The organism is Streptomyces sp. NPDC001100 (assembly GCF_053598575.1).
The window spans coordinates 26767-43007 of sequence record NZ_JBSFKO010000041.1; the positions used below are offsets into that span (position 1 = coordinate 26767).

Consider the following 16241-nt stretch of genomic DNA (forward strand, 5'->3'; position numbering starts at 1 on the left):
TCCCCGACGGGAGTTCCCTGGATGTCCCGCAGCACGAGACGGAGCGCGTTCGCCGCCGCCACCGTCGCCCTCGCCCTGACCACCGCCGCCTGTTCGTCCTCCGACGACAGCTCCTCCTCCGGCCCGACCACGTCCTCGTCGGCGTCCGGCACTTCCGCCTTCCTGCCGCAGCACAAGGGCGGGACGCTGAAGCTGGTCGCCCACGCGGCTGCCGGCAGCCTCGATCCGCAGGTCAACTACACGCTCCAGTACTGGCAGTTGTACCAGTCGATGTACGACGGGCTGCTGTCGTTCAAGAAGGTCGGCGGCCAGTCCTCGTTCACGGTCGTGCCGGACCTGGCCGCCGCGATGCCGAAGGTCACCAACGGCGGGAAGACGTACACCTTCACGCTCCGCAAGGGCATCACCTTCTCCAACGGCAAGGCACTGACCACCGACGACGTGGTCGCGTCCTTCCAGCGCATCTTCAAGGTCTCCAGCCCCACCGCGGGCACCTTCTACAACGGCATCGTCGGCGCCACCGCCTGTCTGAAGACGCCCGCGTCCTGCACGCTCAAGGGCGGCGTGACCGGTGACGCGACGGCGAACACGGTCACCGTCAACCTCACCGCGCCGGACTCGGAGTTCCCGTACAAGCTGGCCGTCCCGCACGCCAGCATCCTGCCGAAGGACTCGCCGACGAAGGACGCGGGCACCAAGCCGCTGCCGACGACCGGCCCGTACATGGCGGCCTCCTACGACCCGAACCGCGAGCTGAAGCTGGTGCGCAACCCGCACTTCAAGGAGTGGTCGCGGGAGGCCGAGCCGCAGGGCTACCCGGACGAGATCGACTACACCTTCGGGCAGACCGTCGAGTCCGAGGTGACCGCTGTCGAGAACGGCCAGGCGGACTGGATGTACGACCCGCCGCCCGCCGACCGGCTCAACGAGATCGGCACCAAGTACTCGTCCCAGGCGCACGTGAACCCGCTGACCGCGTTCTGGTACGCGACGCTGAACGTCAACATGGCCCCGTTCAACAACAAGTTGGCGCGCCAGGCCATCAACTGGGCCGTGGACCGCTCGGCCGTGGTGCGGCTGTACGGCGGCACCAACCTCGCCTCCCCAGCGTGCACGATCCTGCCGCCGGGCTTCCCCGGGCACGTCGACTCGTGCGACTACACGAAGGGCGGCGGCAAGACCTGGACGGCCGCGGACCTCGCCACGGCCAAGGCGCTGGTGAAGCAGTCCGGTACGGCCGGACAGGAGGTCGGCATCGTCACCCAGGACGACGACGTCAACAAGTCGATCGGGCAGTACCTGCAGAGCCTGCTCACCCAGCTCGGCTACAAGGCGACGCTCAAGCCGCTGTCGGCGAACATCCAGTTCACCTACATCCAGAACACCAAGAACAAGGTCCAGCTCGCCCTCACGTCCTGGTACCAGGACTATCCGGCGGCCTCCGACTTCCTCAACGTGCTGTTCTCCTGCGCCGCGTTCCACCCGGGAAGCGACTCCAGCATCAACATCTCGGGCTTCTGCGACAGGGGCGTCGACGCGAAGATGCAGACCGCGCTGAAGACCGCGCAGACCGACCCGACGGCGGCCAACACGCAGTGGGGCACGATCGACCAGGCGATCATGCGGCAGTCCCCGGTCGTCCCGCTGATCAACCCGAAGATCATCGACTTCACGTCGAAGCGGCTGGGCAACTACCAGTTCAGCAAGCAGTTCTACATGCTCGTCGGCCAGACATGGGTCAAGTGAGCACCGCCGCACCCGAGTTGGCCACCCAGGAGGCCCGGCGCTCGCCGGGCCCCTGGCGGACGGCCGGCGCCGACCTGCTGCACAACAGGTCGGCGCTCGCCGCGGCCGTCGTCCTCTTCCTCGTCGTCCTGGCGACCCTGTGCGCGCCGCTGTACGCGCACCACATCGCCCACACCGACCCTTTCCAGTCCCATGTCTCCGGTACCACGGTCGTGGACGGGAAGACCGTGCCGGTGCTCACCCCGAGCAGCACCGGCCTCGGCCTCGGCGTCACCCCGATCGGCCCGACCTGGGCCCCCGCCCACTACTTCCTCGGCGCCGACAACCAGGGCCGTGACGTCATGGCCCGACTGCTCTACGGCGGCCGGACGAGCCTGTTCATCGGGTTCACCGCCGCCCTGCTCACCTGCGCCCTCGGCACGGTCGTCGGAGTCGTCGCCGGCTACGCGGGCGGTGTCGTCGACGCCGTCATCTCCCGTGTCCTGGACGTCATTTGGGCCTTCCCGGTGTACCTGCTCGCGATCTGCCTCTCGGTCGTCCTGCTCACCGACGGACTGCACCTCGGCCCGCTCACCGTCGAGGCGGGAAGTCTCTGGCTGCCCGTCGCGATCATCGCGGCGATCTATGTCCCGTACATCGCAAGGCCGTTGCGCGGTCAGGTGCTGGTGCTGCGCAACAAGGAGTACATCCAGGCGGCCATCGGCTCCGGGGCGCCGACCGTGCGCATCCTGCGCCGCGAGGTGCTGCCGAACGTGCTGCCCACGGCGATCGTGTTCGTCCCGCTGATGACCGCGCTGGCCATGCTGACGGAGTCGGCGCTGTCCTTCCTGTCGGTCGGTGTCCAGCCGCCGGACGCCAGTTGGGGCACGATCATCGAGGACGGACTCGGGCTGCTCTACACCCGCCCCGCCGTGACGATCGCGCCCGGCCTGCTGATCGCGCTGACCACGGCGGCGCTCAACGTCCTCGGCGACGGCGTGCGCGACGCGCTCGACCCGGGCGCCCGGCTGCGCGGAGGGGTGTGACGTCCATGCTCCAGTTCATCGTCAAACGCTTCGCGTCCGCACTGCTGGTCATGTTCGCAATCAGCGTGCTGGTGTTCCTGATCTTCTTCGCCACACCGGGAGTCGATCCCGCCGCCCGTATCGCGGGCCGCAATGCCGACCCGGCCACCCTCGCCCAGGTCCGGCACTCCTTCGGCCTCGACCGACCCATGCCCGTCCGCTACCTGCTGATGATGCGGCACCTGCTGATCGACCGGGACCTGGAGTCGTTCGTCAACCGCGGCTCCCGCGTGATCCCGCAGATCGTGCAGGCCACTCCGGTGACCCTGTCGCTCGTCGTCGGCGCCGCACTGATCTGGATGACGGCCGGCATCATCATGGGCACGGCGGCCGCGGCCCTGCGCGGCAAGGCGGCCGACCCGGTCATCATGCTCGTCGGCGTGGTCGGGGTCTCCCTGCCGGCCTACTGGCTCGGCGAGGTCGTCAACCTCATCACCCAGAAGCAGCTGCACAGTTCGGTGTTCTCCTGGGTACCCCCACCGGGATACGTCGACCTGAGCCACGACCCCGGCCAGTGGGCGCTGCACCTGCTCTTCCCCTGGCTGACCCTCGCACTGCTCTACGCCGGGATCTACGCCCGCCTGCTGCGCGGCGAGGTCGTCGGCGCGCTGAACGAGGACTACGTCCGCACCGCGCGGGCCAAGGGTCTCTCCGAGCGGCGCATCCTGATCCGGCACGCCCTGCGCTGCTCGCTCATCCCGATCGTGTCGCTGTTCGGCCTGGACTTCGGCGCGCTGGTGGGCGGCGCCGCGCTGCTCACCGAGGTGGTCTTCGGCCTCCCCGGCATCGGCAAGCTCACCTTCGACGCCCTCCAGAACCTGGACCTGCCCGTGATCATGGGCACGGTCCTGTACGCGGCGTTCTTCGTCGTCCTCGCCAACGCCCTGGTGGACATCCTGTACGCCCGACTCGACCCGAGGGCCCGCCATGCCTGACCAACCCCTGCTGGACGTAAGCGACTTGAGAGTGTCCTTCCGCACCCGCCAAGGCTCCGTCACCGTCGTGGACGGTCTTTCCTTCTCGGTGGCGCCCGGTGAAATCCTGGGCGTGGTCGGCGAGTCGGGCTCGGGCAAGAGCGTCTCGATGCTCGCCGTACTCCGTCTGCTGACCAGTCCCAACGTGACCGTCGAGGGCGAAGTCCGCTTCCGCGGAAGGGACTTGCTCACCCTCCCCGACAAGGAGATGCGGGCGGTACGGGGCCGGGAGATCGCCATGGTCTTCCAGGACCCGATGACCGCGCTCACCCCCGTGTACACCGTGGGCTGGCAGATCGCCGAGCAGATCCGGGCGCACGAGAAGGTGTCCCGCAAGGAGGCCCACGCGCGTGCCGTCGGTCTCCTCTCCGACGTGGGCATCCCCGACGCGGCCTCGCGGGCGAACGCGTATCCGCACGAGTTCTCCGGCGGTATGCGGCAGCGCGCGGTCATCGCGATGGCCCTCTCCTGCGGCCCCGCGCTGCTGATCGCCGACGAGCCGACCACGGCCCTCGACGTGACGGTCCAGGCCCAGATCCTCGACCTGATGCGGGAGTTGAACACGGAGGGCTCGGCCGTCGTCCTCATCACGCACGACATGGGTGTGATCTCGCAGATCGCCCACCGGGTCCTGGTCATGTACGGCGGCCGGGCGGCCGAGGAGGGCCCGCGCCGGGCGGTGTTCCACGGACCGCGGCACCCCTACACCTGGGGGCTGCTCGACTCGGTGCCCCGGGTGGGCGGACCCCGGCTGCGGCGGCTGCCCACCATCGCGGGAATGCCGGTGGCGCCGGGGAATCTGCCGGAGGGATGCGCGTTCGCGCCCCGGTGCCGGTTGCGGCACGAACAGTGCGAGGAGCGACCGGAGTTGAGGGACTTCGGTGGCAGCGCGCACCGCGACGCCTGCTGGCTCCCCGACGACGACCGCGCCTCGTTGCGCCTGACCGCACGGGCCGCGGCGACGGACGTACCGGACCTGGAACGAGAGGCCACACCGTGACCGCGCGGACGACAACGACAGAGGCGCTGCTGCGCGCCTCGGACGTCACCAAGCACTACCCCCTGCGCGCCGACGGGTTCTCCCGGCACCGCAAAGTACTGCGTGCCGTGGACGGCGTGTCCCTGGAGGTGCGCGCCGGTGAAACGCTCGGCATCGTCGGCGAGTCGGGCTGCGGCAAGTCGACGCTCGGCCGCTGTCTGGTCCGGCTCACCGAACTCACGGGCGGCCGGGTCGAGTTCGACGGCCAGGACATCAGCACCCTGTCCACGCGGCGGCTGCGTCCCGTGCGTCCGGGGATGCAGCTGGTGTTCCAGGACCCGCAGGCCTCGCTCAACCCGCGCCGCCGTGCCGGGGACATCGTGGCGGAGCCGCTGCTCGTGCACCGTTACGGCGACGGGGCCGCCGTTCGCCGTCGGGTCGCGGAGCTCTTCGACGTCGTAGGGCTGGCGGCGGCCCATCTGGACCGCTATCCGCACGAGTTCTCCGGCGGACAGCGCCAACGCATCGGTATCGCGCGGGCGTTGGCGACGAATCCGAAGCTGATCGTCGCCGACGAACCGGTGTCGGCGCTCGACGTGTCGATCCAGGCGCAGGTGCTGAACCTGTTCGCCGATCTCCAGGAGGAGTTCGCGCTCACCTATGTCTTCATCGCGCACGACCTCGGGGTGGTCCGTCATGTGTCGGACCGGATCGCGGTCATGTATCTCGGTGAGATCGTCGAACTCGGCGAGACGGAGGCCCTGTACAAGGAGCCGGCCCATCCGTACACGCAGGCGCTGTTGTCGGCGGTCCCTGACATCGACGACGGCACGCTGGACGACGAGGTCCCCCGGGAGCGGATCGTGCTCACCGGTGAGGTGCCCAACCCGGTGGACAAGCCCACGGGTTGTCCGTTCCGCACCCGCTGCCCGTACGCGCGGGAGCGGTGTGCCGTGGAACGTCCCCGGCTGACCGTGACGGCCAGTGGCAGGCACACCGCCTGTCACTATCCCCTGGCCCGATGATCAGGTGAAGATGATCTGGCCGCCGGCCGCCCGCTCGTAGAACTCCCCCACGGTGATGATGTCCTGGACGTGTTCGACGAGGTCGTCCTTGTCGAGTTCGAAGAGGTCGACCGAGGCCTTGCAGGCGTGGATGCCCGCGCCCGTGTCGGCGATCATCTCGATGAACTCGGGGATCGGCGGGATGTCGAGCTTGTCCATCTTGCGTTCCATGTACCGGGTGACCAGGTCGGGGACGCCCGGCATGCCGCCCAGCAGGGTGGGCAGGTGCAGGCCCGGGTTGCCGACGGTGGCCAGCTTGATGTGCTCCCAGCGCTTCTTCGTGATGGCGTCGAGGCCGAAGAAGGTGAAGAACAGGTCGGCCTCGATGCCCTCGGCGCGCGCGCCGTTGGCCAGGATCAGGGCCGGGTAGATCCCTTCCAGGGATCCCTTGGAGACGATGATCGAGACCTTCTCGATCGTGGCGGTGTCGGCCATGGCGGACGCGCTCCTCGGTGACGGGCTCGGTGACGGACGTGTCAGATGCAGCCGCGGGGCTTGGGGATGCCGGCGATCCTCGCGGCGGTCTTCGCCGGTCCCTTGGGGAAGAGCTGGTAGAGCTCCTTGACGCTCACGCCGGACGTCTTGCCGAGGACGCGCACGGTCGGGCCCGTGCCCTTGGTCTCGTAGGCGGTGCGCATGAAGCGGATGACCTGCCAGTGCCGGTCGGTCAGTGTCCCGACGCCGCTCTCGCGGGCGAGTTGGGCGGCCATGGGCTCGGTCCAGCGCGCGGGGTCGGTGAAGAAGCCCTCGTCGTCGACGGGGACGGTGACGCCGTCGTAGGTGGCGGTGGGCATGGTGCGGGCCTCCTCGGCTCAGACGTGGACGGGATGCTTGCCCTGCTCGGGCATCGCCGAGCCGACGCCGGGCATGTCCCGGCCGGGCAGCAGGGTGTGCCAGTACAGCCACTCGAAGGCCAGCTTCCCGAGGTGGTTGGCGTGCGACTCCTTCAGCAGCGGCAGTCCGACGGAGCCGGGGAAGTGGCCGGGCAGCGGCTCGGTCTCGTAGTTGAAGTCGATGAGCAGGGCCTTGTGGAAGCCGGTCTCCACGAAGCAGTTGGTGTGCCCGTCGAAGGACGCGTCCAGCGGTTGTCCGGCGAGGAAGCGGCCGATGTTGCGGACCAGTACCTCGCCCTCGAAGTGGGCCACCGAACCGGCCTTGGAGGCGGGCAGACCCGCCGCGTCGCCGATGGCGAACACGTCCGGGTGGTCGGGGAGTTGGAGCGTGTGCGGGTCTACGGGCACGAAGCCGAGTTCGTCGCCCAGGCCCGGAGAGCGGTCGACGTACCCGGCGCCGCCGTGCAGCGGCACGACGACCGCCAGGTCGAACGGCAGCTCCCTGTCGTCGTACGACACCAGCCGGCCGCCGGCGCCGTCGGCCTGGACGCTGCCGAGAGTGAACTCGGTGACCAGCTCGATGCCCTTGCGCTCCAGCAGTCCGCCGAGCTCCCGCGCGGCGGCGGGCTTGGTGAAGGCGGCGTCGAGAGGCGTGGCGTAGGTCAGCCGCACCTGGTCGCGGATGCCGCGGCGCTGGAAGTACCAGTCGGCGAGGAAGGCGAACTCCAGTGGTGCGACAGGGCACTTGACCGGCAGGTCCGCCACGTCGATGACCACTCGGCCGCCCTCGAAGCGCTCCAGCGCGTACCGCAGGTCGACGGCGCCGGGCAGGTCGTAGAAGGTGAACACCGACTCGCCCAGGCCGGGGCCGGTGAGTCCCTCGGTCTCGTCGGGCAGCAGCCGGGCGCCGGTGGCGACGACGAGGACGTCGTAGGTGACCCAGCCGCCGACGGCGAAGTGCACCACGTGCTTTTCGAGGTCGACCCGGTCGATGCGGCACCTGCGGTAGTCGATGCCGTCGTGCAGCTGGCGTGGACGTGAGCGCAGCAGGCCGTGCGGCTCGGCGAGGCCGAACGGCACGAACAGCAGGCCGGGTTGGTAGACGTGGATGTCGTCCTGGTCGACGACCGTGATCCGCAGGTCCCGCTCGTCGTACGCGCGGCGCAGCCGGTTGGCCGTCATGGTGCCGGCGGTTCCGGCGCCGAGTATCACGATGTGTTTGCCCATGCCTCCAGCGTGGTCCGGGAGCCGCGGCGGAGTCAGGGGCCGATGGTCCTCCCCCGGGTACCCACAGGGGTATGTACGCGACCCCGCGCGGTGTGCGACGGCGGGTGGTGCCACCTGCTCGAAGAGCCGGGCAGGGTAGCCCACTCTCCGATCGCCCCGCCAGAGCCGAAAGGGCCCCGGCCGGGCCCCGACCGCCCCTCGCCCCGTCGCCCCCGGCCGCGTTCCACTGGAAGCGGAAGCGACAGGCAGTGACGAGGAGACAGAGCCATGGCAGGGACAGCGCCGGGGACCACCGCCCCGCATCCTCCGGAATCCACCGCGCACATCCTCGAAGTGAGCCATGTCCACGGCGACGCCTTCGCCATCGACATCCGCGACCACCGTCTGCTGGTCGACCAGCCCCTGGAGGCGGGCGGCACGGACACGGCCCCGACTCCCACCGAACTCTTCGCCGCGTCCCTCGCCGGCTGCGTCGCCTTCTACGCGGGCCGCTACCTGCTCCGCCACGGTCTGAACGGCGAGGGACTGCGGGTCCGGGCCGAGTTCACCATGGCGACCGACCGGCCGCCCCGCGTCGACACCGTCCGGCTGGTCGTCGCCCCGCCCCGCGGACTGTCCGAGCAGCGCCGCGCCGCCCTGCACGCCGTCGTCTCGCACTGCACCGTCCACAACACCCTGCTGCGGCCGCCCGAGATCGTCGTCGAGGTGGCGCAGTGACCTCACAGGCCGCGCCGACGGGCCCGGACGGTTCCGGCGTGCTGCGTGCCCCGACCCCAGGAGGTGCGGTTCCCGTGCCTTTTCCCCGGCTTCTGAGCCGTCTCCTGCGGGGCTCCGTCAACAGGACGACCCTCCGCTTCGCCGGCCACCTCGCCTTCGTCGACCTCGAACACGTCGGCCGCAGAACCGGCACCGTGCATCACACGCCGCTGCGCGCCTTCCGCAGGGGTGACACGGTCGTGGCCGGGATCAACTTCGGGCGCGACTCCGACTGGTTGCAGAACATCCGGGCAGCGGGGCGGTGCCGGATGCAACTGGGCGGCTCCTGGCTGGAGTTGGGTGCACCACGGATCGTTCCCGTGACGGAGGGCGTACGCGGAATGCCGTGGCTGTTCGGCGCCGTACTCACCCACGTCCTGCACACTACGGAATGCGTCGAGCTGCCCGTCGTCGGAGCGCCCGACCGAGCGGGGACGCCGCCATGGTCGCCGTAGCCTGCCTGCTTCAACTGCTCATCCTCGTGGGCGCGTTGTACGACACCGCCCGCCTGCTGCACCCGTCCGCGGGCCGCCGTCCGGCGCCGTCCCGGCTCCGGTCCCGCCGCGCCGCCCTTGAGGCGGCCGAACAACGGCTCGTGGCGGAGCGGTTGTGCGGCCGCATCGACGCGGCCTCCTACCGGGAGAGGATGCGGTCCCTCGCCGAAAGAGGCTGACGCCGGGATCGGCCGCCTCAAGGGCGGCGCGGCGCCACCGGGGACGGCCACGAGCCGATGTTCGGCACCAACCACCTCGGTCACTTCGCGCTCACCCCGCGGCTGACGCCCCTGCTCTCCGCAGCGCCGGTCGACGCCGGTACAGATGTGCTTCGGCTTCGAACTCGACCGCCGTCCGGTCCCGCGTGCCGCGTGCGGGACCGGCCGACCGCGCGTAACCGCGCCGCAAGGTGCCGAACGGCCCACCATCGGGGACATGTGCCCCTCCTGCAACCCCCGGCACGGAACGATCATTGAATCAGGCGCGGAGGCCGGGCACGGCCACCACGAGGGGTCCCCCCGTCCCCCCGGGCCGCAACGGCTTCCGCGCCAGGGGGACGGGTCCCCACAGGGACCGCGGTCGCACGTGGGTCGCGGCCGTGTCCCGCCCGGCCCGTCCCCCGTCCCGCGTACGGGAGCGCCGCTCTGCGCGGCGTCCGTCGGCGCCGGGTGACGGACCGGTCGCGGAACGCGGCATGATGGCCGGCATGCGCATCCGTATCGACGCCGTCGACCTGCCCGGCCGTACCTTCCCGGCCCCCGCCGGGAAGCCCGTCGCGACGTACGACGACGTGCATGTCGCCGTGCAGCGCCGGGACCGGCCGGCCGAACTCCTCGATCCGCAGCCGGGGGACGGCGCGTCCGCGAGCTGGACGCTGGAGTGCGCGGCGGAGGTCACGCCGGACGGCGTCGTGGTCACGGGCCCCTATGTGCAGCGCCGGATGGGCCTGCGGTTCGTCTATCTGTCCTGGGGCACGGTCGACGGGGACGGGGTCTTCACGATGTTCCGGCGCGCCAAGCTCATGCTCGACTCCGTGCCCGCCGACGTCCTGGCCGCCGCCGCGAACGACGGCCTGCTGGTGGGCCGCCTCGGTCTGACCGACGCGAACGGCGGCCCGTTGTGCGCGCGGGTGGATCCCCCGCGCATCACCTGGACCGCCGCCGCCGGTTAGCCGTGGGTCAGGACGCCGAGTCCTTCTTGTTGGTCGCCGCCCGGTAGGCCTGGGTCGGGGTCATCGCGACGCCGTTGAGGCTGACCGTCTTGTAGGGGCTGACCTTGGCGCAGGACTTCGACTGGTCGGCGGTCGAGGCCTGGGCGTTGGAGGTGGCCGCCTTGGTGTCGGCCGGGGCCGGGGAAGTGGAGCCGCCGGGGAGCGTCGTACCGCTGGGCCAGTCCGTGCCGATCACCAGGGTCAGACCGGTACCCGTGCCCTGCTTGAGGTGCGAGGAGCCGAGGCCGATCGCCTTGGCCACGGTCTGGGCCTCGGCCTTCTGCCCCGTGCCGTAGGTGAGCGTGGTCGTGGTCGCGCTGACGGAGGCGTTGCCGGTGGTTGTGCCGGAGCTGAAGCCGCCGTCTATCAGGCCGGTGGCGACGGTGGAGGCCCGGCCGCTGATGCTGGTGCCGTTCTCCACCGTGACCGCGATCTGCGCGGCCGGTACGGCGGCCGCCGTGGCGGTCGCGGTGGCCGCCGCCGACTTCTTGCCGGACGAGCTGGTCAGCGACTGGTCGTTGGCGATCGTCGCGAACAGGCTCTTCGCGGCGGCGGCGGGCACGACCCGGTTGGCGTTGGCCGGGTCGGCGCCGGTCTGCATCGTGGTGAACGTCATGCGCTTCGTCGGGACCTTGTCCAGGTCCGCGGCGAGCCCGATGAGCTTCTTGACGGTGCCGAGGCCCGTGTCGACGGTGAGCGCCTTGGTGGCGGCGTCGGCCAGGTTGTAGACCGCCGAGGGGTTGGTGAGGGTGCCCGCGCTCTTGAACTTGCGGATCATCGCGCTGAGGAAGAGGTGCTGGGAGACGGTACGGCCGAGGTCGCTGCCGTCGCCGAAGCCGTGCCGGGAACGGACGAACTCCAGCGCCGCGGTGCCCTTGAGGGTGTGGGTGCCCTTGGCGAGCTTCAGGTGCGAGTAGGTGTCGTAGACGTCGGCGTCGACGCACACCGAGACACCGCCCACCGCGTCGGACATCTTCACCACACCGGAGAAGTCCATCTGCACGAAGTGGTCGATGGTGATGCCGGTGAGCGCGTGCACGGTCTTGACCTGGCATTCCTGCCCGTACTGGAGCGCGCTGTTGATCTGCCCGTAGTAGCCGGGCGTCGACTGGCCGCTCTTGGGGTCCTTGCAGGCGGGGACCTGGGTCATGGTGTCGCGGGGGATGCTCATCACGGTGGCGTTGGAACGGTCCGCCGAGATGTGCACCACCATCTCCACGTCCGCGTTGCCGTTCCCGGACTGCACACCGGTCGCCGAACAGCCGCCGCCGAGCTTGCAGTCGGTCGCGCTGGACCGGGCGTCGCTGCCCATCACCAGGAGGTTGATCGGCGTCCGGCCGAAGGCGTCGGCCTTCTCCTTGCCGCCCGCGCCGTCGTCGATCGGGACGCTGTTGATGTTGCCGTTCAGGTGCTCGTAGAACCACCAGCCGGCGCCGGCGGTCACCATGATCACCACCGACAGGGATATCGCGCTGATCTTCAGCACCCGCCTGCCGCGCGGGGGCTGCTTGCGGCGCGAGGCCGCACGGCCGGCCGCCCGGGATCCGCCGCGCGGTGCCTGGCGGGCCGCGGCGCGGGAGGCGGCCCGACCGCCGGTGGGCAGCGGCTCGTCGGCCTCACCCGCCCGCGGTCTGGGCACCCCTCGTGTGCGGCTGCGCGTGGCGTGTCCCACGGGGCCGTCCCCGAGGTCGGTCATCTGGCACTCCCACAAAACGGTCGGGCCGTTCAGGCCGTCGGTGCTGCGGCCAGGGGCGCGCGGCCATGTCAGGTCGGACGAGGCGGGGTTCCCGTCTCGCTTGCGTGGTTGCGCAATATAACAATCTCTGATGAGAACACCGCAGGCGCTTTCTCATTTACGGACTTTCATTTTGCGTCAAGGTCGGTCAACTGGTCGGAATGCGGGCGGTGGTGATGGTCATCGGAGTACCGGTGACCGCGATGAGATAGAAGCGCGGATGCGAGCCGCCCGGCACCCGCCGCAGACCGCCGGGCGGCTTCACGACATACGTCGCCGACGCGTGCGGGGCGAGGGACTCCGGGCCGCCGGAGGCGGTCCACCAGTCGGAGGCGCCCTGCCCGAGGCGGCTGGCGAAGTGAGGGGTGAGCCGGGTGCCGGTCGTGTTGACGACCCGGGCGACGAGCTGCGTGATGTCGCGGTGCCCGGAGCGCTCCACGATGTCCGCCGTGACGTTCATGCGCAGCGGCGGCGGGCTGGCCGCGGCGATCGTCACACACACGACGGCGGGCGCGAGGAGCCCCGCGGCGAGTACGGCCCGGGCCGGGCGTGCGGTCAGGCGCGGGATACGGGGTTGCCAGGCCGAGGCGAGCGCGGAGGCGGGGACGGTGGCCGCCGCCGCGAGCCACAGCGGGGTCATCATCAGGAAGTAGCCGTCCTGGGACCTCGTGGCGAGGTAGAAGCTCAGCCAGGGCAGTACGGTGATCGCCGGGCCGAGCCGCCGCACGAAGAGCAGCGTGGCGGTGAGCAGGCCGAACAGGAGCAGGAGACTGCCGTAGGAGTAGTAGTCGAGGTGCCTGCTGCCCGAGGTGAAGTAGTACGAGATCCCCATCAGGCCCTGGCCGTGCAGGATCGCCTTCTGGGTGATCGGGAGCAGCAGTCCGTGCAGCCAGCTGGAGAAGTCCTCGGCGGCGAAGTAGGCGTTGATCGCGGCCCAGGTGAGTGCGGCGGTGCCGGCGTAGCGGGCGACCACGCCGAGGGCGAGCCGGGGGCCGAGCTCGCCGCGGCGGACGGCGTAGAGGCCGAGGAGGAGGAACGGCGTGAGGAACCAGGCGAGTTGCTGGGTGGCGCAGGCCGCGCCCAGGCAGAGGGCCTGGAGCACTCCGGGGAGGCCGAGCCGGCCGCCGGCTCCGGTCTCGGGCCACCTGACCACCACCGGGATGAGCAGGACCAGGGCGAGGACGGCCGGGTAGCCGGAGTAGGCGTAGCCGGGCAGGAAGCCGAAGCCGAGGCACACGGCGGTGGCGGCGGACCGCCAGGGGGTCGGGAGCAGCAGCCACAGCAGGACGGCGCCCGCGAGGAGCGCGCCGGTGGTCACGAGGGTGGCGGCGGCCGTGGAGTGGATCACGGCGTGCACGGGGGCGGCGAGCAGCGCGGTCAGCGGCGGATAGCCGTAGGTGTAGTCGGCGCCGCCGGACATGGTCTTGGTGATGCCGACGGACGAGGAGTCGAAGAGCCAGGGCCAGGGCTGGCCGTAGACGGGGTGGCCGTGCAGGATCTGGTTCGCGGCCTGCGCGGTGAGCACGCCCTCGTCGGTGCCGGCGTGGTTGAGCCAGTAGCCGCAGAGCACCAGGACGCCGGCGAGCACCAGGACGCCGGCGTCGACCCTGGTCAGGGCGCGCCGGGTGCGGGTGGTGAGCGCCAGGACTCCGGCGACCAGGATCCCGGCGTAGCAGACGGAGATGATCCCGGCGACGGGCGGGCGGGAGGTCATCGCCCGGGTCCAGGCGTCGCGGGTGCCGATGAACAGGCTGATCGTGGCGATCAGCGTCATCCCCCGGTGCAGCTGCTGCGGCGCGGCGGACCCGGTGGTGGGCGGCCGGGTCAGCGGCGGTCCGGCGGTGGCGGGCGCGTCACGGCGCCGCAGTCGAAGACCACCGCCGGCGCGGGGACCGTCGTCCATGGCGTCCTTCTCCTCCTCGTTCCACCCTTGTCGGCCGGCGGTTCATGCCGGTGCAACCCCTACTACATGTCGTAGAGGTGAAAGGAGCCGTCGAGGTTCACCAACGGAAGGGAAGAGCTGGGCAAGAACCGCGGATCGCATCGGGCCGGGGCCCGGCGTCCGGTCGGCGGGGAAACGGTCGGTGCCCAGTACAGCGAGCAGGGCGAGCTGCTCGTCGAAACCGTCCAAGGCCTCCTCGGCTCCCCCGCCGCCCAGGAACGTGTCGATGTGCCTTTTGTCCGTACGTCGCGGAGCGCACCGTGGTGTGTGCGCCGCCGAGAACACGGAACACCACGGACGACTCCGGCGGGTACTCGATCTCGGTGAAGAACGACAGGTGCCCGTCGGCGGGCAGTTCGATGCCCAGGACGCCGCGGGGCACTCACAGGTCCTGGACCGTCGGTCGGGCGAATGGTTCGGGCCGTCGGCCGGGCGAGTGGTTCGAACCGTCAACTCGTCGGCAGTTCCGACGCGGTGAAGCGCTCGAAGCCCGCGTGGAAGGCCGTGCCGTGCGGGTCGGTCGCGCTGTAGTGGAAGGCGGCCACCCCGCAGCCCCGCGCGTCGAAGGCGACGCCGGTGTAGGAGGCGACCCGGGTGCCGTTGACGGCGAGTTCCACCTTGATCCGGCCCGCACCGGCCGAGGAACAGGTCATCGACATGTCGACCTCCTTCCCGGTCTCCACTTCCAGACCCAGGTCGGCGAGGTTGACCTCGACGACCCGGTCGTGCTGGAAGGCTCCCTTGTATCTGAACTCGCGCACGATCAGGGCTTCCTGATCCGTCGTCAGATAGGTCGCCCAGCGGGAGCCCTTGCGGAAGTCCCCCGTGCCGTCGCACCACAGCCCGACCCCGCCCTCGCCGCCGTACCACTCCGTCTGGGTGCTCAGCCGTACCGCGAACGACGACGGCCCGAAGGGCGCCTGCGGCCACACCTCCAGCTCGGACTTGGGATCCACCAGCATGGTCCCGCCCTTGTGCGTGATCGTCGCCAGGGTCGGGTCCTTGTACGACCAGTCGCCCGAATCGGTCAAGTCGTCGGTGTACGTGAGGGGTTGGGCGCTCGTGGAACTCCCGGAGCCGGGCGTCCGCGGGCCGTTCTCGGTCGCCGATCCCCCCGAGGTGGTGCTGAGCACGATGGCCAGCAGGACGGCCACCGCGGCACTGCCGGCCGCGAAGCCCCACAGGCGCAGCTGTTTGGCGCTTCTGCCGGGGGCGGGTTGGGGGTCGGGGCCGGATGCGGGACCGGTGCCGCTGCTTCCGCCGCCGCGTCCGGGTGGTGGCGTACCGGTCTCCGTGCGCGCGCCGTCCGTCGCCTCCACCGCTTCCGCCGATTCCGCGGCTTCCGCGAGCCGCGTGATGAGCTGGGCGGCGGTGGGGCGTTCCGCCGGGTCCCTGCGGAGGCAGTCGGCGATGGCCGAGCGGACCGGTTCCGGTACCGCCGTGAGATCCGCGTCGCGGGTGGACACGGCGACCAGCACCTCGTAGTCGCTCTCCCCCTCGAAGGGATGTCTCCCCGTGGCGGCGAAGTAGAGCGTGCCGCCGAGGGAGAACACGTCGGTGGCGCTGGTGACGCGGAGCGATTTGACCTGCTCGGGTGACATGTACGCGGGTGAGCCGAGCACACTGCCCGGTGTGGTGAGCGCCGACTCCAGCAGGCGCTCGTCGCGGGCGATACCGAAGTCGATGATCCGCGGTCCGTCCGGGGAGAGCAGGATGTTGGACGGTTTGATGTCCCGGTGCACGACACCCGCCCGGTGCACCTGTGCCAGCGCGTGCGCGACGGCGAGTGCCAGGGACTGCAGCCGGCCCGAGGACAGCGGGCCGCCCGTCGTCACATGCTGGTGGATCGTGGGGCCCGGGACGAACTCGCTGACGATGTACGGATGCCGGCCGGTGAGGTCCGCGTCGAGGACGCGAGCCGTGGCCAGTTCACCGACCCGGCTCGCGGCGCCGAACTCCCGGCGCACCCGGGCGAGCGCGACCTCGTCGTACTCCTTGCCCGGCAGCAGGAACTTCACCACGACCTGCTGTCCCGTCCGGTCCCGGGCGAGCCACACCACGCCTTGTCCGCCGCGGCCCAACTCGCGCTCGCAGACGTACCCGCCCACCGACAACTGCATTCGCGGATCCATGTCCACGCCCCCAGCCCCGCCCCCGACATGGCTGTCGTTCAGCGTATCGGCTCGCCGGTCACCGAACACCGGGGACGGGCGGACG

The 16241-nt window shown here is 70.6% G+C and carries 15 protein-coding genes; 9 read left to right on the forward strand and 6 right to left on the reverse strand.

Annotated elements, in window-relative coordinates; all coding sequences use genetic code 11:
- Positions 1-21 precede the first annotated feature (21 nt).
- The 5 genes from ACWDEW_RS40145 to ACWDEW_RS40165 are packed head-to-tail and all read left to right on the forward strand — an operon-like array spanning position 22 to position 5788.
- Positions 22-1746 carry an ABC transporter substrate-binding protein gene (locus ACWDEW_RS40145; RefSeq protein ID WP_450519961.1) on the forward strand — a complete coding sequence of 575 codons (1725 nt, stop codon included), beginning with the start codon at positions 22-24 and terminating at the stop codon, positions 1744-1746.
- The gene (locus ACWDEW_RS40150; RefSeq protein ID WP_450519963.1) at positions 1734-2771 is read left to right on the forward strand and encodes an ABC transporter permease; all 1038 of its coding nucleotides are present in this window, start codon (positions 1734-1736) and stop codon (positions 2769-2771) included. The genes ACWDEW_RS40145 and ACWDEW_RS40150 overlap by 13 nt, the downstream gene beginning before the upstream one ends.
- A 5-nt stretch (positions 2772-2776) precedes the next feature.
- Complete coding sequence (locus ACWDEW_RS40155; RefSeq protein WP_450519965.1) at positions 2777-3745, forward strand: ABC transporter permease; 969 nt, start codon at positions 2777-2779, stop codon at positions 3743-3745.
- Entirely contained in the window at positions 3738-4784 is a 1047-nt protein-coding gene (locus ACWDEW_RS40160; protein WP_450519966.1) for an ABC transporter ATP-binding protein, read from the forward strand. The genes ACWDEW_RS40155 and ACWDEW_RS40160 overlap by 8 nt, the downstream gene beginning before the upstream one ends.
- Positions 4781-5788, forward strand: coding sequence for an ABC transporter ATP-binding protein (locus tag ACWDEW_RS40165; protein WP_450519968.1), 1008 nt, complete (start codon positions 4781-4783; stop codon positions 5786-5788). Before ACWDEW_RS40160 ends, ACWDEW_RS40165 begins: the two co-directional genes overlap by 4 nt.
- Here the strand turns inward: ACWDEW_RS40165 and ACWDEW_RS40170 are convergent, their stop codons facing one another.
- The 3 genes from ACWDEW_RS40170 to sqr are packed head-to-tail and all read right to left on the reverse strand — an operon-like array spanning position 5789 to position 7887.
- Positions 5789-6262, reverse strand: coding sequence for a DsrE/DsrF/DrsH-like family protein (locus ACWDEW_RS40170; RefSeq protein ID WP_450519969.1), 474 nt, complete (start codon positions 6260-6262; stop codon positions 5789-5791).
- Positions 6263-6303: 41 nt separating this feature from the next.
- Positions 6304-6621 (reverse strand): TusE/DsrC/DsvC family sulfur relay protein, encoded by a 318-nt coding sequence (locus ACWDEW_RS40175; protein WP_450519971.1) that lies wholly within the window; start codon positions 6619-6621, stop codon positions 6304-6306.
- 18 nt (positions 6622-6639) lie between these two features.
- A complete protein-coding gene (sqr, locus tag ACWDEW_RS40180) occupies positions 6640-7887 on the reverse strand; it encodes a type III sulfide quinone reductase, selenoprotein subtype (protein ID WP_450519973.1) in 1248 nt (415 codons plus the stop codon).
- Between the two features lie 267 nt (positions 7888-8154).
- Between sqr and ACWDEW_RS40185 the strand changes: the two genes are divergently transcribed.
- The 4 genes from ACWDEW_RS40185 to ACWDEW_RS40200 all read left to right on the forward strand — a co-directional run bounded on the left by ACWDEW_RS40185 (position 8155) and on the right by ACWDEW_RS40200 (position 10308).
- On the forward strand, positions 8155-8604 hold the full coding sequence (locus ACWDEW_RS40185; RefSeq protein WP_450519975.1) for an OsmC family protein: 450 nt from the start codon (positions 8155-8157) through the stop codon (positions 8602-8604).
- A gap of 74 nt (positions 8605-8678) precedes the next feature.
- Positions 8679-9098, forward strand: a complete 420-nt coding sequence (locus tag ACWDEW_RS40190) for a nitroreductase family deazaflavin-dependent oxidoreductase (protein WP_450519977.1) — start codon at positions 8679-8681, stop codon at positions 9096-9098.
- Positions 9086-9316, forward strand: coding sequence for a hypothetical protein (locus ACWDEW_RS40195; protein WP_450519979.1), 231 nt, complete (start codon positions 9086-9088; stop codon positions 9314-9316). Before ACWDEW_RS40190 ends, ACWDEW_RS40195 begins: the two co-directional genes overlap by 13 nt.
- Positions 9317-9843: 527 nt before the next feature.
- The gene (locus tag ACWDEW_RS40200; RefSeq protein ID WP_450519980.1) at positions 9844-10308 is read left to right on the forward strand and encodes a DUF5990 family protein; all 465 of its coding nucleotides are present in this window, start codon (positions 9844-9846) and stop codon (positions 10306-10308) included.
- Between the two features lie 7 nt (positions 10309-10315).
- Here the strand turns inward: ACWDEW_RS40200 and ACWDEW_RS40205 are convergent, their stop codons facing one another.
- The 3 genes from ACWDEW_RS40205 to ACWDEW_RS40215 all read right to left on the reverse strand — a co-directional run bounded on the left by ACWDEW_RS40205 (position 10316) and on the right by ACWDEW_RS40215 (position 16156).
- Positions 10316-12043, reverse strand: a complete 1728-nt coding sequence (locus ACWDEW_RS40205; RefSeq protein WP_450519982.1) for an LCP family protein — start codon at positions 12041-12043, stop codon at positions 10316-10318.
- A 187-nt stretch (positions 12044-12230) separates the two neighbouring features.
- Positions 12231-13985 carry a hypothetical protein gene (locus ACWDEW_RS40210; protein ID WP_450519983.1) on the reverse strand — a complete coding sequence of 585 codons (1755 nt, stop codon included), beginning with the start codon at positions 13983-13985 and terminating at the stop codon, positions 12231-12233.
- A gap of 488 nt (positions 13986-14473) precedes the next feature.
- The gene (locus tag ACWDEW_RS40215; RefSeq protein ID WP_450519985.1) at positions 14474-16156 is read right to left on the reverse strand and encodes a serine/threonine-protein kinase; all 1683 of its coding nucleotides are present in this window, start codon (positions 16154-16156) and stop codon (positions 14474-14476) included.
- Between the last annotated feature and the right edge of the window lie 85 nt (positions 16157-16241).